Origin of the sequence: Acinetobacter sp. XH1741, assembly GCF_041021895.1 — a bacterium.
GTDB lineage: Bacteria > Pseudomonadota > Gammaproteobacteria > Pseudomonadales > Moraxellaceae > Acinetobacter.
The window spans coordinates 1,271,040-1,293,087 of record NZ_CP157428.1 but is presented as its reverse complement, the minus strand read 5'-3'; the positions used below and the strand labels follow the sequence as shown (position 1 = coordinate 1,293,087).

The 22,048-nt window shown below is 35.0% G+C and carries 25 protein-coding genes; 14 read left to right on the top strand and 11 right to left on the bottom strand.

All coding sequences use genetic code 11. The features are described from left to right. The first annotated feature begins 18 nt into the window (after nt 1-18). From ABLB96_RS06265 to ABLB96_RS06245, 5 genes are all read left to right on the top strand, one after another. Complete coding sequence (locus ABLB96_RS06265; RefSeq protein ID WP_002120013.1) at nt 19-153, top strand: hypothetical protein; 135 nt, start codon at nt 19-21, stop codon at nt 151-153. A 137-nt stretch (nt 154-290) separates the two neighbouring features. After that, entirely contained in the window at nt 291-1,574 is a 1,284-nt protein-coding gene (locus ABLB96_RS06260) for a ribonucleotide-diphosphate reductase subunit beta (protein WP_348895959.1), read from the top strand. A 409-nt stretch (nt 1,575-1,983) separates the two neighbouring features. Then, complete coding sequence (locus ABLB96_RS06255; protein ID WP_348895960.1) at nt 1,984-2,784, top strand: hypothetical protein; 801 nt, start codon at nt 1,984-1,986, stop codon at nt 2,782-2,784. Nucleotides 2,785-2,823: 39 nt separating this feature from the next. Continuing rightward, entirely contained in the window at nt 2,824-3,972 is a 1,149-nt protein-coding gene (locus tag ABLB96_RS06250; RefSeq protein WP_348895961.1) for a cysteine desulfurase family protein, read from the top strand. Beyond that, a complete protein-coding gene (locus ABLB96_RS06245; RefSeq protein ID WP_348895962.1) occupies nt 3,973-4,854 on the top strand; it encodes a DMT family transporter in 882 nt (293 codons plus the stop codon). Nucleotides 4,855-5,234: 380 nt separating this feature from the next. Here ABLB96_RS06245 and ABLB96_RS06240 read toward each other — a convergent pair whose 3' ends face one another. Further along, entirely contained in the window at nt 5,235-5,993 is a 759-nt protein-coding gene (locus tag ABLB96_RS06240) for a sulfite exporter TauE/SafE family protein (RefSeq protein ID WP_348895963.1), read from the bottom strand. A 180-nt stretch (nt 5,994-6,173) separates the two neighbouring features. On the opposite strand from ABLB96_RS06240, the gene ABLB96_RS06235 reads away from it, so the two are divergent. Genes ABLB96_RS06235 through ABLB96_RS06220 form a run of 4 tightly spaced genes read left to right on the top strand, consistent with a single transcriptional unit; the run spans nt 6,174 to nt 10,572 of the window. Beyond that, nucleotides 6,174-6,956: an iron-containing redox enzyme family protein gene (locus ABLB96_RS06235; RefSeq protein ID WP_348895964.1), complete on the top strand. Its 783-nt coding sequence runs from the start codon at nt 6,174-6,176 to the stop codon at nt 6,954-6,956. 25 nt (nt 6,957-6,981) lie between these two features. Beyond that, nucleotides 6,982-8,262 (top strand): pyridoxal phosphate-dependent aminotransferase, encoded by a 1,281-nt coding sequence (locus tag ABLB96_RS06230; RefSeq protein ID WP_348895965.1) that lies wholly within the window; start codon nt 6,982-6,984, stop codon nt 8,260-8,262. Nucleotides 8,263-8,311: 49 nt separating this feature from the next. Beyond that, the gene (locus ABLB96_RS06225; protein ID WP_348895966.1) at nt 8,312-10,024 is read left to right on the top strand and encodes an FAD/NAD(P)-binding protein; all 1,713 of its coding nucleotides are present in this window, start codon (nt 8,312-8,314) and stop codon (nt 10,022-10,024) included. A gap of 20 nt (nt 10,025-10,044) precedes the next feature. Beyond that, a complete protein-coding gene (locus ABLB96_RS06220; protein WP_348895967.1) occupies nt 10,045-10,572 on the top strand; it encodes a cupin domain-containing protein in 528 nt (175 codons plus the stop codon). Between the two features lie 39 nt (nt 10,573-10,611). Here the strand turns inward: ABLB96_RS06220 and zapE are convergent, their stop codons facing one another. From zapE to ABLB96_RS06205, 3 genes are all read right to left on the bottom strand, one after another. Then, nucleotides 10,612-11,694 carry a cell division protein ZapE gene (gene zapE, locus ABLB96_RS06215; protein WP_077169971.1) on the bottom strand — a complete coding sequence of 361 codons (1,083 nt, stop codon included), beginning with the start codon at nt 11,692-11,694 and terminating at the stop codon, nt 10,612-10,614. Beyond that, the gene (locus ABLB96_RS06210) at nt 11,687-12,589 is read right to left on the bottom strand and encodes an ArgP/LysG family DNA-binding transcriptional regulator (protein WP_348895968.1); all 903 of its coding nucleotides are present in this window, start codon (nt 12,587-12,589) and stop codon (nt 11,687-11,689) included. The genes zapE and ABLB96_RS06210 overlap by 8 nt, the downstream gene beginning before the upstream one ends. Before the next feature lie 216 nt (nt 12,590-12,805). Then, nucleotides 12,806-13,405, bottom strand: a complete 600-nt coding sequence (locus tag ABLB96_RS06205) for a TetR/AcrR family transcriptional regulator (RefSeq protein ID WP_348895969.1) — start codon at nt 13,403-13,405, stop codon at nt 12,806-12,808. A 120-nt stretch (nt 13,406-13,525) separates the two neighbouring features. Here ABLB96_RS06205 and ABLB96_RS06200 point away from each other — a divergent pair, with 120 nt between their 5' ends. Then, the gene (locus tag ABLB96_RS06200; RefSeq protein WP_348895970.1) at nt 13,526-13,855 is read left to right on the top strand and encodes a darcynin family protein; all 330 of its coding nucleotides are present in this window, start codon (nt 13,526-13,528) and stop codon (nt 13,853-13,855) included. A gap of 108 nt (nt 13,856-13,963) precedes the next feature. Here ABLB96_RS06200 and ABLB96_RS06195 read toward each other — a convergent pair whose 3' ends face one another. Beyond that, entirely contained in the window at nt 13,964-14,665 is a 702-nt protein-coding gene (locus ABLB96_RS06195) for a hypothetical protein (protein WP_348895971.1), read from the bottom strand. 94 nt (nt 14,666-14,759) lie between these two features. On the opposite strand from ABLB96_RS06195, the gene ABLB96_RS06190 reads away from it, so the two are divergent. Genes ABLB96_RS06190 through ABLB96_RS06180 form a run of 3 tightly spaced genes read left to right on the top strand, consistent with a single transcriptional unit; the run spans nt 14,760 to nt 17,061 of the window. Then, the gene (locus ABLB96_RS06190) at nt 14,760-15,446 is read left to right on the top strand and encodes a type IV secretion protein Rhs (protein ID WP_348895972.1); all 687 of its coding nucleotides are present in this window, start codon (nt 14,760-14,762) and stop codon (nt 15,444-15,446) included. 21 nt (nt 15,447-15,467) lie between these two features. Continuing rightward, nucleotides 15,468-16,241 (top strand): hypothetical protein, encoded by a 774-nt coding sequence (locus ABLB96_RS06185; RefSeq protein ID WP_348895973.1) that lies wholly within the window; start codon nt 15,468-15,470, stop codon nt 16,239-16,241. 19 nt (nt 16,242-16,260) lie between these two features. Next, nucleotides 16,261-17,061 (top strand): tetratricopeptide repeat protein, encoded by an 801-nt coding sequence (locus ABLB96_RS06180; RefSeq protein WP_174731780.1) that lies wholly within the window; start codon nt 16,261-16,263, stop codon nt 17,059-17,061. On the opposite strand, the gene ABLB96_RS06175 is transcribed toward ABLB96_RS06180, so the two are convergent. The 3 genes from ABLB96_RS06175 to ABLB96_RS06165 all read right to left on the bottom strand — a co-directional run bounded on the left by ABLB96_RS06175 (nt 17,044) and on the right by ABLB96_RS06165 (nt 18,974). Next, nucleotides 17,044-17,583: a hypothetical protein gene (locus ABLB96_RS06175; RefSeq protein ID WP_348895974.1), complete on the bottom strand. Its 540-nt coding sequence runs from the start codon at nt 17,581-17,583 to the stop codon at nt 17,044-17,046. The two genes, ABLB96_RS06180 and ABLB96_RS06175, sit on opposite strands and share 18 nt — an antisense overlap. A 168-nt stretch (nt 17,584-17,751) precedes the next feature. Then, nucleotides 17,752-18,279, bottom strand: a complete 528-nt coding sequence (locus tag ABLB96_RS06170) for a hypothetical protein (RefSeq protein ID WP_348895975.1) — start codon at nt 18,277-18,279, stop codon at nt 17,752-17,754. 110 nt (nt 18,280-18,389) lie between these two features. Next, nucleotides 18,390-18,974 carry a TetR/AcrR family transcriptional regulator gene (locus tag ABLB96_RS06165; protein WP_348895976.1) on the bottom strand — a complete coding sequence of 195 codons (585 nt, stop codon included), beginning with the start codon at nt 18,972-18,974 and terminating at the stop codon, nt 18,390-18,392. Nucleotides 18,975-19,713: 739 nt separating this feature from the next. On the opposite strand from ABLB96_RS06165, the gene ABLB96_RS06160 reads away from it, so the two are divergent. After that, nucleotides 19,714-19,869, top strand: coding sequence for a DUF1524 domain-containing protein (locus ABLB96_RS06160; RefSeq protein ID WP_369030018.1), 156 nt, complete (start codon nt 19,714-19,716; stop codon nt 19,867-19,869). On the opposite strand, the gene ABLB96_RS06155 is transcribed toward ABLB96_RS06160, so the two are convergent. The 3 genes from ABLB96_RS06155 to ABLB96_RS06145 all read right to left on the bottom strand — a co-directional run bounded on the left by ABLB96_RS06155 (nt 19,829) and on the right by ABLB96_RS06145 (nt 22,034). After that, nucleotides 19,829-20,164 (bottom strand): hypothetical protein, encoded by a 336-nt coding sequence (locus tag ABLB96_RS06155; protein WP_348895977.1) that lies wholly within the window; start codon nt 20,162-20,164, stop codon nt 19,829-19,831. The genes ABLB96_RS06160 and ABLB96_RS06155 overlap by 41 nt on opposite strands. A gap of 145 nt (nt 20,165-20,309) precedes the next feature. Further along, nucleotides 20,310-20,801, bottom strand: coding sequence for a flavin reductase (locus tag ABLB96_RS06150; protein WP_216985810.1), 492 nt, complete (start codon nt 20,799-20,801; stop codon nt 20,310-20,312). A 189-nt stretch (nt 20,802-20,990) separates the two neighbouring features. Beyond that, nucleotides 20,991-22,034 (bottom strand): methionine synthase, encoded by a 1,044-nt coding sequence (locus tag ABLB96_RS06145; RefSeq protein ID WP_348895978.1) that lies wholly within the window; start codon nt 22,032-22,034, stop codon nt 20,991-20,993. Between the last annotated feature and the right edge of the window lie 14 nt (nt 22,035-22,048).

Below are 22,048 nucleotides of genomic sequence, written 5' to 3'. Positions count from 1 at the left end.
TTAAAAGAGGTAAAGATTATGCTTTCTCATCTCAGCCATAACTATATGCTTGGTGTTGGAGTATTAATCTTTGCCTTTATTTTCTTTTATATGCCGATGGTTTACGCATTTATCACAATACGTAAGCAGCAGCGTAAGCAAAATAAGTTGTAGGGAGTAGAGACCAAAGGCCCAAAATTTGGTCATACATCAATAAAACTTAATTTTGTTTACACATTAAAAGCGTATAGTAGGGACATCTTCGTTTAGAGATGTCGAACTTAGATATATACAACGAAGAGAGAACAAAAATGTCTATCCTTAGTTGGGACGATTTTGAAGATGATTCGCAAAAACCGGCTGCACCTGAACACAAGTCTGCGCCCATCCAACCGGAAAAAACGTCTGATTCGCAGAATGTATCTACTGCGCAGCCATCATCGCCGAGCATGGCAGCTCCACAATCCGCTGGAACCCATTCCGTGCGACCAACAGTTGCCTCCGATACGATGGCTAGAGCCTCTGCAGCCCTAGAACACTTAGACGTTGCTCCTGGCCTTGAAGAGCTAGAAATGGGCGCACAACGCGTTCAAGTTGACGACAAAGCGATGATTAACTGTCGTGCGGACTTGAACCAACTTGTACCGTTTAAATACGAATGGGCTTGGCAGAAATATCTTGACGGGTGTGCAAACCACTGGATGCCGCAAGAAGTTAACATGAACCATGACATCGCACTTTGGAAGTCTGAAAATGGCTTAACTGAAGATGAGCGTACTATTGTTATGCGTTCTTTAGGTTTCTTCTCTACTGCGGACTCTTTGGTTGCAAATAACTTGGTATTGGCGATTTACCGTCACATTACTAACCCTGAATGCCGTCAGTACATCTTGCGTCAAGCGTTTGAAGAAGCAATTCACACTCACGCTTACCAATACTGTATCGAATCTTTAGGTATGGATGAAGGCGAAGTCTTCAACATGTACCGCGAGATTCCATCTGTTGCGCGTAAAGCATCTTGGGGCCTCAAGTACACTCAATCTTTAAGTGACCCTACTTTCCACACAGGTACTCCTGAAAACGACCAACGTTTACTTCGTAACTTGATCGCATTCTACTGTGTACTCGAAGGGATCTTCTTCTACTGTGGCTTTACTCAAATTTTAAGTATGGGTCGTCGTAACAAGATGAACGGTGTTGCTGAGCAGTTCCAATACATCTTGCGTGATGAGTCTATGCACTTGAACTTTGGTATCGACATGATTAACCAAATCAAGATTGAGAACCCTCACCTTTGGACTGCCGAGTTCCAACAAGAAGTCATTCAAATGATTCTTGAAGGCACAATGCTTGAAATCGAATATGCACGTGACACGATGCCACGCGGTGTATTGGGTATGAACGCAAGCATGATGGAAGAATACTTGAAATTCATCTGTAACCGTCGTTTATCTCAGTTAGGTTTACCAGAGCAATTTGCTGGTGTAACGAATCCATTTGCGTGGATGTCTGAGATGATGGACTTACGTAAAGAGAAGAACTTCTTCGAAACTCGCGTAACTGACTACCAAACTGGTGGTGCGTTAAGCTGGTAAGTTTAAGAGTTACCATCAAGTGACACATAAACTGTCATTGATAAAAAAACCGCCACAAGTTGGCGGTTTTTCTTTAATTGAGTTTTGTTAATTACTTTAACTATTTGATCACTCCTGCAAATATAAACTCGTTTATGCATATGTTGGTTAGTTTCAAAATATTTATACACTTCAGCACCACCTTTATAGTTTTATCTTCGCTCCCCTTACAATATCCATAGAAAAGTTTGTTCAGTTTCTGTCAGGTATTTTTGGAAAAATCTTTTTCTTAAATTTGAAAAAACCTAGTTTTTTTATTTCACAGCCTAATTCAAATATTACGGTAAAAATGTCATTTTTTGCCTCAAAGGTTTTCGGTCAAAATGCTAATCTAACAATATATATATACATATAACGAATAGGAATAAGAATGAATTTATATGATAAAGATTATTTAAGTAATGTTATGACTGTTGTTGATAGTATTTATCAACAAATTAATGATAAAACTGTAATTTATCTTGAAGGTGGACATTTTAGTCATAATTTTGGTGCAGATGATTTTGCAATTAATACATTAAATGATGCCATAGCACTTGGCTCAATGATTATAAAAAAATATCAAAGAGACATTAAGCTCACTTATGGCATTTTAATTGATGATCTGGGTTTAGCTTGTTCAGAAGAGAGTTGTACAATCTTATCAACAGAAACGAAGCAAGATTCAATAAGATCAGAATTACCTAGCGAACTGGAATCTATTTTATCGAATAGCAAACTGATCAAACGAGATAAAGTACTTATTTTTTCTGAACGAACCAGTAAAAATAGAGCAATTGATAGTATCAAAAAAATAATTAAAAAAGATAAGAGTCCTTTTATTTTCAATGAAGAAGAAACCCATACTGAAATTAAATTAACAGATCAAAATCATTCGTTTGTTATGGCACGTCGCCAAGGGCATACATTTACAGCCAAATGTCCTGCCATTATGTCTCAACACTACAAAGATGTTCTGACTAAAGTTAAACAACGATTTGCTGATGTGACCAATATTATCATTATTGATTGGTCTGATCTTTCAGACAAAACCAAGGTGACCCAAGGACGCTTTGCACTTTCTGCAATCAAAGATTCCAATCAAGATATCAATCATTCAATTATTAATATATTTTTTGGTGATGATACGGGGGAAATTGCAGAAGTAAATCACGAAATTCATCTCATCTAAAAATACCTAAATCAAAATATATAAAGCTTGAGTATAACAATGATTTATCTTGACTATAATGCAACAACGCCGATTGATCCTGACGTTCTGTCAACAATGACAGCTTGCTTTCATGACTACTTTGCAAACTCTGCTTCTGTCAGTCATCACGAGGGAATTAAAGCATATCATCATTTAGAAAAATGTAGAGCCACTGTTGCTCAAATGATTGATGCTGACCCAAATCACATTATATTTAACTCAGGTGCATCTGAGGCAAACAATACTGTTATTCGCGCTGTTGTGGATTATTATAAACCTCAAGGGACTGTGCATATTATTACTAGTAGCATAGAACATAAATGTCTGATTAATATTTGCGAACACCTCAAGCAACGTGAAGATGTAGAAGTTACTTATTTACCTGTTGATAAATCTGGAAAAGTTTGTATTCAATCATTGAAAACAGCTTTACAACCTAATACACGCCTCATTTCTATCATGGCTGCAAATAACGAAACAGGAACGCTTCAGCCGCTTCAAGAAATTAGCCAAATTGCACATGACCATCATATTTTATTTCATACCGATGCGGCTCAATGGATTGGAAAACTCCCCTTTTCTGTTAAAGATATTAAACCTAATTTCGTAAGTATTTCAGCACATAAGTTTTATGGCCCTAAAGGAGTGGGCGTGTTGTACTGTAATCAGCAGGATATCATTTTGAATTCTCCACTTGTTCATGGTGGCGGACAAGAATCGGGTATGCGAAGTGGAACAGCCAATTTACCTGGAATAGCAGGTATGGCAAAAGCGGCCGAACTCTTTATTGCATTGCATGAAGACAATATTGCACAACAAAAACAGCTCAAAACATATCTTCTTAAAAAATTGAGACAGTTTTTCCCTCATGCCATTGTGAATGGCTGTGAAAAACAGAGCCTTCCTAATACGATTAATTTTTCTTTGCCAGCGGTTAAATCAAGTACATTACTCAAAAAACTCAAAATGAAAGTTGCTTTAAGTAGTGCATCTGCCTGTCTTTCATCCGAACAAAAGCCTAGTCATGTACTTACTGCTATGGGGCTTGATGATGAAATTAGTCAAAGCGCAATTCGTTTAAGTTTTGGAAATAGGACAACTTTAGAAGATCTAGATACAGCTTTAGATTTAATTTACACCACATATGAAAGATTAAAAGAGTATTAAGTGATTAAAAATAAAAAAATTGTTGCTGAACTCTTATTATTAACTGTTGCTGCTGGATGGGGAATTGGTTTTCCTGTCATGAAATTAGCCATCAATGAATATCCTGTTGCTACAGTTTTGGCATTACGGTTTATTTTAGCTGCAATTTTACTATTTCCTTTTGCAATGAAAGACCTTTCAAAAATAGAAACTAAAACGCTTTTTTCAGGTATATTTTTGGGTTTTCTTTTAAGTCTTTCTTTTATTTTTTTAATATTTGGTCTAGAACTCACGACTGCATCAAGTACTGGTTTTCTGGCGGGGTTAAGTGTAATTTGGGTATTAATTTTAACAAGCATTATCGCTTATAAACTCCCCTCATTAGACATTGTTATAGCCACACTACTTGGTCTTATCGGGATATATGTGATGTCCGATATGCAAGACTGGGTATTACAAAAGGGAGAACTTCTAGTTATTTTAGGTTCTATTTTTTCAGCTATACATATTATTGCCATTGATAAAATTCAATCCCAGCAGCAAAACAGTATGGTATTGACAATTTTGCAGCTTATTACAACCGCAGTTGTGATGTCTTGTGTTATTAATTTTACAGGTCATAATATTATTCCCACCACATGGAATTTTAATTTAATTACTGCTTTATTTATTACAGCGATTTTCTCAACCATAATTGCTTTTTGGGTTCAAACCAATTATCAATCTTATACTACTCCTAATAGAGCCGTATTAATCTATAACCTAGAACCAGTGTTTGCAGCAATTTTTGCAATGTGGTTACTTCAAGAACAATTACATTTTAATATGATAGTTGGTGGTTTTTTGATTTTAGTTGGTATGTGTCTACCTGTTTTTATGAAACAAAATAGATTATTAACCTAAGTTCTAAATAAGTGATGATGTGATCAAAAAACTACTACATATATAGTTAATGACAACACTTCCACCAATAATGGCAATACTTCAGCAAACCAGTTAACTGACTACCAAACTGGTGGTGCATTAAGCTGGTAAGTTTCGACTTAGTTAATTAAGAAAAAACCGCTATCTATTAGCGGTTTTTTCTTGGCTTGTATTTATTAAAATTTATAAATAGATATTAATTAATTGATTTTATTTCACTACAGGCATCAATGTATTGATTAATATTTCCTATAAAGCAGTATATATATCTCATCCTTCATTATTAAAAAATAAAATAAATTTAATAGTAAAATTATTAACATCCAAATTAATTAGTTTAGGCACCCAAAATAATGGACCTATACTGTTAAAGCGTATTTAACAATAATCGATATTCCAGATAGCAGTACAATAAAATTAATAATTTTCAAGAATTGCTGCTTAGACAATTTGAGTGTAATTCGCTTGCCAATGAACGCACCTATCAACATCGATGGGATAAACAGAAGTGCAAGTGACAATAAGTTATCCGAAAAATACACGCCTGCTGTAGTAAATAGAATGACTCGAAAAACCGTGCTGCATCCAATTAATGTAGTTTGAGTGACACGGATTTTTTCTGGGGTTTCGATTCGTCCATTGAGGTAAATCGCATATAAAAACCCACCGCTACCAAACATGGCACCTAAGAAGCCACCAGATAATCCAAAAGGAAAAACAAATTTTTTCTCTAGTTTTTTCTGTGGCTTAAAGCCACTTAATGAGTAAGCCGCATATAAAAGAGTAAATATACCAAATGCTAGAAGTGCGTAACTTGCATTAACTCTCATCAGCAGTATAAAGCCAAGAAAACTACCGACAAACATAAGTGGTATTAGAAATTTTAATTCAGAAAAGTCTGCCTTCTTACCATCTTTAATGACATTTGAAATGGCAGCGAACATATCTAGTAAGGCTAATAATGGAATAATTTGTGAGAGAGGTAAAAAGTTAAGTAATACAGGACTCGCGATTAATGCAGTTCCAAAACCCACCATTCCAAAAATAATATAAGAGCACACTATTGTTATTAACATTATTGAAAGTTGCAGTACTGAAAAGTCTTCTAAAAGATACATTTAAAATTCCATTTTTGATTTTTAACCAAGCCAAACTACACTAAAATATAAATTATCACATAAATATTAGATAATTTTATCAAACATTAAAATATTTAATACTCATTTTTTTTGATTATTTCTTTGTTATAAAAATTTCGCTGTAAAAAATAAATTTCATTATAAAAGGATAATTCAAGAATGAACTCTAAAGTAATCATCAATGGAAATGTTGATTGTAAAGAAACGATTAGTGCTGAGTTAGATGAATTCATTACTAAAATGGATGATCATGAAATTTTCCAAAACAATTATTTCAAGCATTTGACTTCTACTTCATGGACGCCAGAATCATATATCTTATTTCGTGACAATTTCTTCTATCGTACCGAGCTAACTGTAAAAGGGATTGCTCATGTATGTTCGCGATCTGCTTTTGAAAACGATATGGACACTCTAGTCCTATTCACCCACATTTTAAGTGAAGAAACTGGTATGGGTGAAAAAGCCAAGTGCCATGAAATCTTTATGGAGAATGCGCTCAATATATTTGGTGCCGCAGAATACAATCTTCCAGAGATGAAGGTTCAACAGGCTAAGAATAGTGATCGAATCATCGCAGAGACATTGCAGTATCGAGATACTATCCAAGGTTTGATTACGGGTAGTTATCCTCGCATGTTGGGAGCAGTCATGGCCCTAGAAAATCATGCTGATAAGATGCTTACCGTATTCCGTGAAGCGTTCAGATTCAATAACAAAAACCTTGATCCAAGTGAATTCATTAAGAAAGTTGAGGTCTATTTTAACGCCCATATCGAAAATGGCGTCGAAGATCGTCACGCTCAAGATGCTAAACAGTGTGTCCATAACAACTGTAATAACCAAGAAGACCTTGATGAGATTAAGTTTGGTGCAAATGAAACATTGAAAGCCCAGCTTAAGATGTGGAATGCAATGTTTGATCAAGCTGTATCACTTTAACTAAAACGGATTTTGAGATTTCACAATGCAAAACTTAGGTATTTCACAAGCAGCCTTGAATTTACGTGAATCAATTACACACGGAACTAAGGCAAAAATTTTAGAATTAAATAAAAAGTCTGGCGCAGATGATCAAGTCATTGATTTAAGTATTGGTACTTTAGATGAAAAGACCAATAGCGGCATTGATGATGCAGTTAAGAGTTATATTTCAAATAATGCTGCAATTATCCATGAGTTTGCACCAGTTAAAGGCTTCCCTTTCTTACGGAAGTCTATTGCTGAGCGTGTAAAGCGTTTACGTGATATCAGTTTCAATCCAGATACTGAAATCATGGTCACTCCTGGCGGTATTAAAGGTGCTATCACTGTGGTATTCCATACACTTCTAAATCCAGACGATGAAGTGATTTATCCAGTACCAAACTGGCCTCATTACGCAGACATGATTGAATTGCACTTAGGTAAAGCTAAACCAATCTATGTCAAAGACTTTTATAACCAAGCGATTGATGTAGTTGAATTAGAAAAAACCATTACAGATAAGACCAAAATTATCATTCTTGGTGACTGCCTAAACCCTTCTGGCAAAATTTACACTCGTGATGAATTAGAGTCGATTTCGAAAGTGATTTTGACTGCCAATGCCGAACGTTTATCAAAAGGTTTAAGCCCAATCTATGTGCTTTTTGATTGTCCGTATGAATCACATATTTTGAATAATAAGCCTGCAAACATTTCAAATATTACGCAGCAGTTTAAAGACCAAACACACTCTATGTGGGACTACACCATTTATATCACTGGTCCCGGTAAAACCTATGGAATGCATGGTGACCGATCTGGATATATTTGTGCTTCGGACAAACTGATTAAAGTTATGGAAAAGGTACAGGTGAACTTAAACTCGTTTGCTTCGACTTATGCCCAAATTGCGACACATGAAGCAATGCAAGAATACATGGATGACGTTGCAAAGAAACGTGCGGTAGTTGCAAGACAGAACATGCAAACATTCATTGAAGACTTGAAAAACTGCACTGGTTTAGAAGTAACTGAGCCTGAAGGTGGATTTTTCCTATTCTTGGACTTGTCAAAGTATGGCGACAAAATCCAAGAGTTAGGATTTGATTCAGCCGATCAATATCTTTTGGAAACAGCAAAAGTTGCTTCTATTGGAGGCATGCATTTTGGTGAAAACATCGATAGCCTCCGACATTACATTCGCATGAATTGTGGACGTGATCCAGTAACTCTAAAGGCAGCTGCAGCACGTATTAAAGAAGCCCTTCAGAAATTGAACTAACTCATATTATTCAGGAAGTTAAGTTTTAACTTCCTGAATTTATATTTTTATGGACGATATTACTTTGAAAAAGTTCTGTATCATTGGAATGGGATTCTCAGGTACGTGTACCTTCATCAGCTTTGTAAAAAAATTACTGAATCAAGAGATTGATCATAAGTCATACTCGATTACTCTTGTTGAAATGCGTGAATCTATGGGACATGGGAATCCATACGACAAAGACGAATTATTGGCTGGCCATTTGTGTAATAACCCTGCCCATTCAATGTCGCTTTGGGATAACGACTTTGTGGATTGGATGGCAGAAAATAAAAATCACCTGATGACTCATTACCCCCACCTAGTTTATAAGAAATCTTTAGCTGGTGAATCGCAAGCCTTCCCAGATCCTAACGCTTTTTACCCTAGAGCTTTGTTTGGTATCTATCTCAATGATAGGTTTAAAAAATACTTAGAATTAGCCAAATCAAATCACATTAAAGTTGAAGTTTACAATGGCTATGAAGCTATCGATGGCTATGAAACTAAAGGCGGTTATAATTTAGTTATCAAGAATCAAAATTCAAATCAAAAAATTGAATTAAAAGGATTTTCTAAGCTTTTACTCACTATCGGGCACTGGACTGCAAGTAGTTTAGACTCCAAGCACAGTTTATTCGTGAAGCCATACCCTTTTCAAAAAGTCTTAATGAGACTTAATGACATTATAAGACAAGATCATAAGCCAAATGTTCTTGTACGTGGTATGGGCCCTAGTGGTGTTGATACGGTCATCACTCTTTTTAGTGAAGGATCGTTTGCAACTGAAAATGGAGCCTTCTCAAGCTATCAGAAGGCCGTGACAGATGAAAACTTCAAAATCTATATCGTTAGTCGTTCGGGATACTTCCCAGCGGTACGAGGCAATAAACCTAACTATGACTTTAAGTATTTCACTCATGAATCTTTCCATGAGTTGCAGCAGCACTTAAATCAGGTTTTATCACTAAATGATATTCTTTATCTGCTTGATCTTGAGCTTAAAAATGCAACTAACGGTGAAGTGTCATTCAATGATTTGTGCAACTTGAAATTCGCAAATGCTTATGAAAAGTTGAAATATGATCTGGAGCACCAAGAGCTTAATGACTTAATTAATATGATCATTCTTAAAGTACGAAGAATGAAGTTTTACCGTTATTTAAGCAGTCATGATAAAGAACGCTACGACCAAGAATTTGATCACTTATTCATTCGCCTTGCCGTACCAATCCCACTGGAAAATGCACAAAAGCTGAAATGCCTATTTGAAGCTGGTTTACTTCAATCACTCAAACTTGGCTATAACAGTAAACCTCTAAAAATAATGGATAGCCATGTACAGCTCACTGATGATCTAGGGCATTCATTTGATTTTGATCTTGTGGTTAATACGATCAGTCAAGACTTTGATATCTATAAACATCCCTCAGCATTGGTTAAATCATTGTTAGAGCAAAAGAATATTGTCCCGAATATGGAGGATGAATATAACACTGGAGGATTGATGCTAGATGGTTTCGAGACCTACAAACTGATGGAAAACCGTAGAGGGTTTATAAAGCCCTCGGAGTATTTTTACTCTTTCGGTGTGCTTACCCGATACTGGCAGAATGAACGTAACTTTTCCAAAGCGATTGTTGATGCGGCTGATTCTGTCTCGACTGATTGGGTTGAATTGTTTCAAAAGCATCTTAGTGAACCCATATTTACTCCAGAACAACTTTATAAAATTAGTTAATCGGACAAGGAAAATGATCAATGGAAATGCATCAGTTTTGTTATGACCACGATATTAGGATAGTGCTGTGCAACTTAAAAGATAGCCTGTTTCCGTTTCATAAGCATACTCATATCCCCGATCTTGTGTACTGCTCAAAAGGTGCTATTCAGGTTGAGTTACCAGATTTGCAGCAGAAATATATTGTTAATCGGGGGGAGTTTTTTCAAATTCCTCCCAATGTTAGACACAGATTTGCAAATAAAGATATTAAGATTGAAAGCCGTTATATCATTCTTCAAATTGGAGAGTTTAGTATTGAATTTTTTAAAAATATTGAAGAAATAGAACCACTACTTGCCAATATTGAACCTAAAACTCGACTGAGTTCAGATATTTTTATTAAGGACTATAACGCTGACATTCAATATATTATTGAAGACTTTAAAAACAATAGAAAAAAGGAAATTAGTCCCGAGGAACAAGCCGACATTATTCAAGCATTAGAAGTATTTTTGCAGAATGGATATAAGTCAAAATTTCCAGAGAAATCGTACTTTTTTGCTTAATCCAACTGCGTGTTAGTCATGCAAAGCATAGTCATATATTCAAGCAGGCTCCTGAAGTTCCTTGTTATAACTTATGCTTTGCATTTCCTGTAATCGTGAATACGTTCTTTGAAATTCAAATTTAAGCCTCTCGCCTTTATATAATTGATTTAATGGTTGTGAAGCAGCAAAGTATAGTTTGATTTTTTGATCATAAAGTTCATCAATCAAATAAATAAAACGTCTCACGGTATCATAAATTCTATCTGTTAAATCACCAATTCCACTGATGAGCACATAGTCATATTGCGTTGCTATCTCTATATAATCAGCTGGGCTTCTGGCTTCTCGGCAAAGGTTTTCAAAGTCGAACCAAATTACATTCTTATAGCAAGATTTAACCTCGACTGATCTATGGTTGATCATGATGCTCGTCTTGAGTTCTTTCTGATTATGTGTAAGCTGCTGGTAAACCGAATGAAGCCATTGTTCGGATTCTTCATTTAATGGAAATCTATAGAAATGGTCATTGGCGTTGCTTTCTTTGATGGTTCTGTAATCGAGTTGATTACCGATTTTCAAGACCGTGCAATTCTTATTGATATGATCTATGGTCTCTAAAAATCTATCGCGATTTAAACCATCTTTATAAAGATCTTCCGGATCAATATTCGAGGTAGCAACCAATATCACTTTCTTTGAAAATAGCAGATTAAATAGATTTGAAAGTATCATTGCGTCGGCAACATTTGATACAAAAAACTCATCAAAGCAAATGAGCTTATAGTTGCTTGCTATGTCATTAGCAATCAGCTTTAAAGGATCTTTATTTCCCCGATAGGCAATAAGTTGCTTGTGAACATCTTTTAGGAAATGATGAAAATGCACTCTCATTTTCTTTTTAAAATTAAGAGAGTTATAGAATAAATCCATAATCCATGTCTTGCCTGTTCCTACACTTCCCCACATGTACAGACCTTTAATCTGGGGACTGAAGAAATGACTAGACTGGTTTTCAATTTTATTCCAAATCTCATTTAATGTTTCAATAGCTTGTCGCTGAGACGGATCTGCAAGAACAACGCCATTATCAATCATAGAGTTGTATATCTCGAGTGGACTTTGACCCTCATGCTTAAGCATCTTCATTCCCTACGGTAGCCAAGATTGTTGTTGAATGCTTAATAATAATATCATTCATTATTGAAACTGCTGGAGAAAGATAAGAAAGCTGATGCCAGTATAATGGAATCTTAATCCTATATTCCTTTGAAATTTCCTTTATGCCCTGATTCGATAAATCCTGATTTATCTTGCATATAGGCATTATTCCGTAACCCATATCACAAGCAAGCCCAGAAATATAAGAGTCAGTTGAAGGAATAATATGAAAAGGAATCATTGATTTTTTGAGTCCGAAGTTAGATTCTAAAAAATCGAAATATATTCTTTCATTTTCATTAAATAAAACTAAAGGAGCTAAACGCAGATTCTCTCTATTAATTCCATTTTTAAACCATTTATTAATAAAATTCTCTGAGGCAACTAGGCAATAAATCATATTGCCTAAATATACACTTGTACACCCTCTGATTATCTCAGATTCTGAAGTAATGCAAGCCTGAACCTCTCCTCTTTTTAAGAGTTCGATGGTATTACAAAGCGTATCAATCTTTACGTCTATTGTAATAGCCTCCGACAGACAGTACTTAGCTAATATTGGGAAAAGCAATGACTCAAATGTACCAATACTCGCAGCAATCGGTAACGGCTTAAATTTATTATTATCGATGACCGATTTTAAAAAAACATTCTCTAATAAAGACACTCGCTGAAGATAAGCAAATAACTCAGCTCCAAATGGTGTTGGTTTACATGGTCTTTCTCTCACCAATAATACATTTCCTAATCTCTCCTCTAGTAATCTAACTCTTTGAGAAATCGCTGACTGAGATACACATAATTTTTTACCAGCTTTTTCGAAACTTCCTGTTTCAACAACGGCCGAAAAGGCGTCGCATTTAATTTTGTCTAGCATTTTTAAATGTTATCTATATTAATTAAAGTTATATTTCTTAATCATAGTAATGGGTATGGCAATACGAAATACTACAATTGTATTACTTGTGCTAAATAATCATTATTTATTTTAGTTAAATGAATATCGCACATGCAATTAATTAGAAAATCTAAATAATGTTGTAAAATTTATTTTATTTTCAATCAAGCTTCTGGAAGGAAATAAAAAAGTTTTTTAGCTCAAATCCAAATACCCAAATACAGCCTTTTCAACTCGCTGTTGTAAATAATTTAAATCACTTTCCCCTGCTATGCCTGCCGCATTAATCATTCCTTTACTTAAGGCAATTACATCTTGTGCGGCTGTTTGTGCATGTAAAATGCCAGAACAAGTAAACAGATCAGAAATTATGGTTTCAAGCTCGAGTTGAAGCTCATTTTCCTCAGTGTCTTTTCCAAGGATTTCAGAAGCAAATTCAAGAGTTCGTGCCAACTGTGGACGGTTGAATTGATGTTGTACAGCGGCCTGTATGATGAGTTTTAATTTTTCTTTTAAATCTGTGCCAGCATTTTGCTGTATGGCTTCAACAATATGATTTGAAAGCTTGGCGCGCTCACGTCGAATTAACTCGACGATTAAAGCATCTTTAGATGGAAAGTACTGATATAGGCTACCAATGCTTACACCAGCAAGGTCAGCCACAGCATTTGTGTTAAATCCAGCAAAGCCTAACGACTCTAAAATGCGAGCAGCCGCTTCTAAAATAGCTTCAAAGGTAGCCACTGAACGTGCTTGACGCGGGCGTTTACGTGGGTCTGGGAGAGTTTCTGGCATGGGCTGAAATGCGAGTATTTAATGTGAGTAATCACTCATATACTGACTGAGTCATGTTGATATGACAAGCAAATGCTGCCTTTCAGTTGAACTACAACTCAGCCCAGTCATGGAGTGGTTATGTCTAGAACCTATACTTTTTTTATTCATTTAAGAGCATTGCCTGCTTGGTTGACTTTAGCTCGTGAAAAGCGGGCTGAGTTTAGTGCACAGAAACTTGAGCCTATTTTTGAGAAGTACCCAACTGTAAAAGTTCGGTGGTATGACGTTGAAGCATTTAGCACTAAAGCGAGTGATATTGCTGTGTTTGAGACGACATCTCTGCAAGATTATTATTTTGTGATTGATGCGATTCGAGACTCTGAGTTTTGTACAGTGCCTTACTTCGAATTTGTAGAGATTATTCCTGCAATTGAAGATGGATATGTGGAGTATGAAGGTTCTTTATAAAATGTGTGAACTCTTTATCATACAAATAATATGTTAAGTCATTGATTTTATAATTAAGCTTCAACTAGCAGCTATGAAGAATCCAGCTTTACATCAAATTTTCAAGATCTATTTAATATACACATCCTTTTTTAAAACCTGCTGGAAAGTTAAAGGAATATTCTGTGTATTAGGTATATGTCCAAATAAATGTTCATCTTTTGTTTGAAAAAAAATATCAAAACTTTGACTCATAAATAGATCTAATTCGCTCTGTTTTTGATAAATAGGTGCAATTCGATTGATATAATAATTTACCCAATCAACTTGATTTGAGAAGTATGAATAATCTTTCAGTTCAGAATATAGTCTCTTCAAATTATCAGCAATCGCATCTACATTAGGATGAAATAACCAAATAATAATTTCCATAGGAGAAATTTTAGTCATCGTATGCTGAGATTTTTTATCGAAGCATTCAATTTTATATAACTGTGCTCTTCTTTGAGTGTAACTAGAACAAAGCAGTTTACCATTCTGAACTTGATCAACATTTTGACCTATCTCCAAGAGCCGCAATCTCTTCGATATATCCAAACACTCAGGTAAACTTACTAATTTTGAATTAGCTACATTTTTAAATATATCAAATGCTTGCTTAATAACATATGATTCCCCAGTACCAGTAATAATACCTTGTTCCCAAGCATACAATTTAGAATAATTCGTAGTAGAAAATTCTATATCTGAATCTTTATTTAAAGTTACTCGTTTATTGTCAGCTGCAACAATAATGCTATCGTTTAATTGAATAGCTAGGATGAAAGTCATATTTTACGTAAAATAACGAGACATTTGATATGCATTTATTTTAGGCTATATCAATGCAAAATTCTGAATATTTTTATAAAAATTGAGGTTATTAATGGCTGGTGGTTCTCAAATTATTATTAATAAAGATGGTATTACCCTGATTACACCAGGAAAATTTGAGCCCAAAGCTGGACAACATCTTTTTAAAAGCGGTGAAAAAGCTAATTACTCTTTACCTGAAATTCCTAATGTGCAGCTTCCTTTCAGTAATAAATTAGATGTTTATAATTTATTTCCAAATACATCCAATATTGAATATTCTGTTTTACACCCAAATGGGCAAGTAAAAACTGGTTTTCTTGATCAATATGGTCGGACTGGCCGCATCAAATCTAATGAAAAAGAAAAAGTTAAGGTTCTAATTGGTGGCGATGACTGGCATTATTATATCGACAAACTAGGTGGAACTAAGAATGATGAAACATATATAAAATTCTTAGATTTCTTAGGGAATCCAATAAGTAATTTAGAATTCCAAATCACTAATGATAACAATAAATTAATAGCATCTTGTAGAACTGACCAAAATGGAGAAGCAAAATTTAGTAGCCCTAATGATGACTTTCCTCTTTTATCTATTAAAAATTTTATAGACCAAACATATAAACCTATGATGCGTATTGAAAATAATTTTGTTCGAGAAATTATTTTAATTAGCCCCAAAATCCTAAAAGAAATAGAATTATTGCCTGAAACAGAAGAAAAAGGCGATTATTTGAGAAGTAATTATTCAGAATAAGCTATATAGGAAAATTGAATCATGAGTGATGGAAATCAAAAAGTAAATCAAAATGGCAGGCCTGTTTATTTATTCTCGCCAAGTCAAAAAGAAGCAGCTAGTACGGCCCAAGATACTTCAACATATATTGGTGTATTAACTAACTCAACTAAACTGATCGAGAAAAATAACTTTGCTTGGGGACTTCTACATTCAAAAAATACTCCTCCGTTCAGCTTAGAACGTATTAAAAAATCTACCAATGCACGTATGTATTTTCATAAACCTGATAATGTAGGAAATAAGGTATTTCGAGGAAACCCTAACACAAGTGTATCTAATGTAGGTGAAGTAGCAAAAAAGTTTGACAAAATAGGAGGTAAATTAGGAAAAGCAGGAGATATTGTAGAAATTGGAATATTGACCAGAGAACGTGATTCCAAAGGTTTAGTTGTAAAAGCGGCAACAATGACAGGTTCAACTTATGGAGAAGCAGGCGGATTAGCATTAGCAGGAAAAATATGTCCTAAACTAGCAAAAGGTACACCACAAAAAGCTGCACTTGTTGGTGCATCATGTTTTGGAGCACTGTTTTATTTAGGAAATAAAACTGGAGATGCAATTGGAAAAGGAGCTGGAGAATCGAAAGTAGGACAAAGGCTTGGAGATTCGCAAGCTGTAGTGAGTGTTGTTAATGGTTTAGCAGACGCAGCAGATATATTGGAAGCGCAAGAAAAGGCAAATGCAGAAGCGGAAAGACAAAAACAGCTTGAAAAAGATCCTATGTTAGAATGGCACATTATCGGAGCTGATTAACAATTAATCTGGACTAAAGATGAAATCGAAATTATTGATTATTGCCGGGTGTTTAATTTTATCTAATAGTTTTTTACTATCTGGATGTGCCAAGCAACCTTCGTCACAAAATCTTGTACAAGAAAAACCTTCAGAAGCTCTGAGATTATATGAAGAAGGACAGAAATATTTTTTAGGTAAAGATGTTAAGCAAAATTATCAAAAAGCTTTAGAGCTATTTCAAAAAGCCTCTGATCAAGGATTAGCTGAAGCGCAAAATGATCTAGGAGGAATGTATTTCGAAGGTCTAGGCACACCTCAAGATTATCAAAAAGCTTTTAAATATTTTGATAAGGCAGCTAACCAAAAATTAGCAGCAGCGCAATATAACCTTGGGCTCATGTATGATAAAGGTTTTTATATTCAAAAAGATAGAAAAAAAGCTCTAGAACTTTATGAGTTATCAACTGAACAAGGTTACGCTAAGGCTCAATATAATTTAGGTAATGCTTATGCAAATGGAGATGGTGTCCCACAAAATAATACGAAAGCTTTAGAACTTTTCTCAAAAGCAGCACAGCAAAATCTTCCTCAAGCATCCTATAATTTAGGTAATATGTATGCAGACGGTGAAGGGGTTACCCAAGATAATAAGAAAGCTTTAGAGTATTTTACTAAAGCAGCTCAGCAAGGCTTTCCTCAAGCACAATATAATTTAGCTTATATGTATGAAAATATTTTCCCTGATTTGGAAAAGGCTAAATTTTGGTATATGGAAGCTTCAAAAAACCATATCCCTGAGGCTGATCAAGCATTAGAAAGGTTATCTACGGTTAAATAACATATAAATACTATAAAGAGAAACAATCGCAAGTAAAGTCAATAGAATTCCTTGTATTTCTGAGAAGAAAATACTTAACCAAGATAATCTATAATTAAATTCTTTATTCGAAAGAAATAACTTAGATGTACTGGGGGAATTCTTATTTATAAATAATTTTATTGTTTGATCTTTTACAGCCTTATTAAAAAGCTGTTTATTCTTTTCTTTAAAAGAATCACAACGTTCAAAAATATATGTTTTATATATTCTATAAAAAACTTGGTCTTGTTGAAAATAGCTTTTATTTCCATAATTATATTGATATGAAACTACTAGATTTGCCATTTTATCCCCGCCTCGTCCCCAAGGACTTGAGCACTTAATCTCATAATTTAAGATCTGAAATTTTTCTAACTGTATCCAATTTGGATGAGTTAAATTAAAAATTTTTAACTTAGCAGTAGGAATGCTTGTGCATAAAAAAATTAAAACAAGTAAAAACAATACAAGATAGAGACTAATATAGAAAAATTTATTCATAACTCATAACTCATAACTCAAAACTCAAAACTCAAAACTCAAAACTCAAAACTCAAAACTCAAAACTCAAAACTCAAAACTCAAAACTCAAAACTCAAAACTATAATATATTAATTCTTAGCAAATGTTAGATAATTATATACTATTAACATACAAATTAGTCCTCTATTATTTTTTAGAAGTCACAATCAAATATATAATTAATCCAATTAAGACCAAAAATATTAACTGAATTTCTAAAACAAGGTTTATCATCCAAGAGTTTCTAAATGATAAGCCTTTTTTTGTTATTAATATTTTTGATTTTTTTGTATCTGGTGAAATAAAAACTTTTATTTCATTATTTTTCTTTATCTCATTAAATATAGATAAATTTTGGCCTTTCATCTCATCACAGTTTTCAGAAATAAATAATCTATATACAACCAAAAAATCTTCTTTTTCTGATGTATAAGTGGCATTTCGATACGTATATTGATACTTTATATCTCCACGAGCATTCCTATCCATTCCTCGTCGCCAAGGTTTACTTGAACAGTAAATCTTGTAATCTAAAATTTTATAATCTTTTAATTCAACCCAATCAGGATGAAGTAATTTAAAAATTTTCAATTGCAGATTAAAAGATGAAGTTACAACCAACAAAATAAGAAAAACAGCCAATAAGGATAAAATAATTTTTATAAATAATTTCATTATTAATATATCCCAACCAAAATAAAGATTCTCAAATTAATATATAAATATATTTCATATACCCTTAGCGGCTAAATATTAGCATGAAAATAAAATTTTATTGAATAACCTTAAGTATAGTCACCGTATACTATTTTATTATTTATACCCCTCCCCCAAAACCTCTCCAACACCTCATCCCGTTCATCCAAACTATTAGAGCTTAGAGCCTGTAGCAGCAAACCATCGATCAGGTTGACCACCATGTTGGCATCGAACTTTGGCTCGCGGGTTTCACCGCTAAAAATCAGGTCAAAAATTTCATGGCGCAACCACTTTCGGTATTCAACCGCCATACCGTAGGCCTTCGGGTGAATGAGTTTTATTTCAAAAATGGCTTTAAGTAAAAGGTTGTAATGGCTGTTTAGATTGGTATGTAAAACAATAATTGCTTTGAGTTTATCTTTTGAAGTGTAGTAACGGCTTGAGTAGATGATGGAAAGCACTTGTTCTCTGAGCAGGCTTTTTTGAAAAACGATGCACATTTCGATCAGGTGTTCTTTGGAGTGAAAATAGTTGTAAATCGTATCTTTGGCGATTTTGGTTTCTTTAGCAATCAGGTCTACGCCTACTTTGTGGAATCCATGTGTCGTAATAAGTTGTATGGTGGTTTGAACAGCCTGTAATTTTTTGGAAGAGGTTTCTAAATTTGGCATAGTTTTACCGTTATAAGTTCTTGTTGTGTCTAAATGAGATAAAAAGCCTGTGCCCTTTTTGAGAGAAAAAAAGGCACAGCAAAGCCGCAAGACGGTGCTTGGCACATCTCAAGTTTTTTGTTGCTAAGTTTTAAGTAAAAATGACGTAAAGCCTGAAAACCTTATGGCGTTCAAGCTGCTGTAATTTTTTAAGCTGTGTTGTTGTAGCTTTTGGCACGGCGTGCCAAGAAATGATGGATGTGCATAGCCAACTCCTTTTTATTTGGAGTTCTGCCAGAGCATTTTTTCGGACTTATGGTGGCAGAACGAAAGGGGGTTGACAGACCGGCTTCAAGAACCCAGCACACCCGAAGGTGTCCCCCTTCCGTCCTACCGCTACAAAAGAGGGACGAGTGGGTCTACATCAAAAAAAAACAAGTTTTTTCAATGTACTTGAAGATCGACCTGTCAAAGCCGGCTGGCAATGTGGCCAGCACGCAAAGCATAATCTGAGAGTTTAGATGTGTCAATGTTGCATTTATGAGAAGTGATTAAATATCTTATTGTTTTTCATTAGATTAACTTAATTATTACTTTAGATATTATATTTAATTATATTTTTAATAGACTTACTGAGATAATAATCATGACAATGATTTTAGATCAAACAATCTTTGTTTGCGTAATTGCAGCCAAGATAAAACTATCTACGATAGGATGTAGATTACCACGAAAAGCAGCTCGTTCTTATTAGAGATAGGTGCGATGTCGAAAGTCATCAAAACTTTTACATAAGCTGGGTAATCTAACATTAATTAGTGAAAGTAATAATTCACAGGCGCAGAACTTTAACTTTAAAATAAAAGCTAGGATATTTAAGACTTATCTATTAAAAAAAACACTGCAAATGCTATAAGAACTATCGAGAAATATTGTAACGGTATCCAAAAAAAAGTATGTTTCTTTTTAAGGATAACTGTTTCACCAGTTACTTGATCAAGCAATATTCGATCATGTTTTTTATTATTCAACCTCATGCCTAAAAACCAAATAACTACGGCTGAAACAATCAAACCACCAGTTGCAAATATGTGATGTGATGAATAATACCCAGTACCATATATTTGATCTACCACAATATTCACTAGTAGTACTACTAGGAATGGTACAACAATAGCTAAAAACCCCAGTCCTTGCCAAATAAAAATCATATATTTAAATTTCCCGTGTAATTTAACTATTTATTAAAATATAAATTAATTTTATCAGTAGTTTAACATTCAAATTTCTCTTAATTACAGTCTTTTAATTTTTGTACTCATATCAAAGAATAAAAAATTTCGCATAAAAGTGGGTTTAGACAATCTCTGTCTGCCCCACTTGGTGATAAGAGCGGTTAAAGTAAACCAAACTTTGGTCATGCTGGCTTTGTTTAATCGCCACAATCGGACATATAAAAATCGTATGTGTGCCGACTTGTTGAATTTGTTCAATCTCGCAATCAAAACTCACCAAAGCATCATCCAACACAGGTGAACCCGTTTCTAACTCAATCCATTCGCCATGTTTAAAGCGTTCTTCTGGTGTGAGTTTAGATGAAAATGCTTTTGAAATATGTTCGTGGTGCGCGCCTAACACATTCACCGTTAAGATTTTATTATCTAGGAAATGTGCATGTGAACTCGCAGCTTGGTTCATACAGACCAATAATGTCGGCGGTGTGTCAGTCACACTACAAACAGCAGAGGCAGTAAATCCAAAACGGCCAGACATGCCTGCCGTGGTCACAACGCTAACCGCACTTGTGAGTAAAGACATTGCATTTCTAAAGTCTGTTGCTTGAACCATGACATTATTCCTAAATTGAACCGTACCTTGTCCTGTGTGTTTTGCTATACCGCCCAACTCCATCAGAAAGGCACTGTATCGACATGAGTCCTGTTTAGAACTACATGTAATAAGTGAAATGAGGGTTACTGCTTTGATTATCAATAGCCATCAAAAAAGTAACCCTTTATACCATTGTATTGGTAAATATTAAGCAGTAAGTTCCAAACCAGTCAGTTCTCGGCGAACAATTTCTGCACCTGCACTTAAAGCATTTAACTTGCCACGTGCCACTTCACGTGAAAGAGGTGCCATACCGCAGTTTGTGCAAGGGTAAAGCTTGTCGGCATCTACAAACTGAAGCGCTTTACGTAGTGTGTTCGCCACTTCTTCTGGTGTTTCAATCTGGTTAGATGCGACATCAATTGCACCGACCATCACTTTTTTACCACGAATAAGTTCGAGCAAATCGATAGGCACATGTGAGTTGTGGCATTCTAACGAGATGATATCAATGTTAGAAGTTTGAAGTTTCGGGAAAGCTTCTTCGTACTGGCGCCATTCTGAACCGAGTGTCTTTTTCCAGTCAGTGTTGGCTTTAATGCCGTAACCATAGCAAATGTGTACCGCAGTTTCGCATTTTAGACCTTCAATTGCACGCTCTAAAGTCGCAATACCCCAGTCATTTACTTCGTCAAAGAAGACGTTAAATGCAGGTTCGTCAAACTGAATGATGTCTACACCAGCAGCTTCTAACTCACGCGCTTCTTGGTTCAAGATTTTGGCAAATTCCCAAGCCAGTTTTTCACGGCTCTTGTAGTGACCATCATAAAGTGTATCAATCATGGTCATTGGGCCAGGTAATGCCCATTTAATTGGTTGATTGGTTTGCTGACGTAAGAACTTCGCATCTTCAACAAACACAGGCTTTTGACGAGACACCGCACCTACCACAGACGGTACGCTTGCATCGTAACGGTCACGAATACGAACTGTTTCGCGCTTTTCAAAATCTACGCCATTTAAGTGTTCAATAAACGTGGTCACAAAGTGTTGGCGGGTTTGTTCACCATCGCTCACAATGTCGATGCCAGCAAGTTGTTGTTCGTGCAATGCCAAACGTAACGCGTCTTTTTTACCTTCGATTAAGCCTTCGTTTTCGAGTTTCCAAGGCGACCAAAGCTTTTCAGGTTCTGCAAGCCAAGACGGTTTTGGTAAGCTGCCAGCAGTTGAAGTCGGTAATAATTTTTTCATGATCAATGACCCGT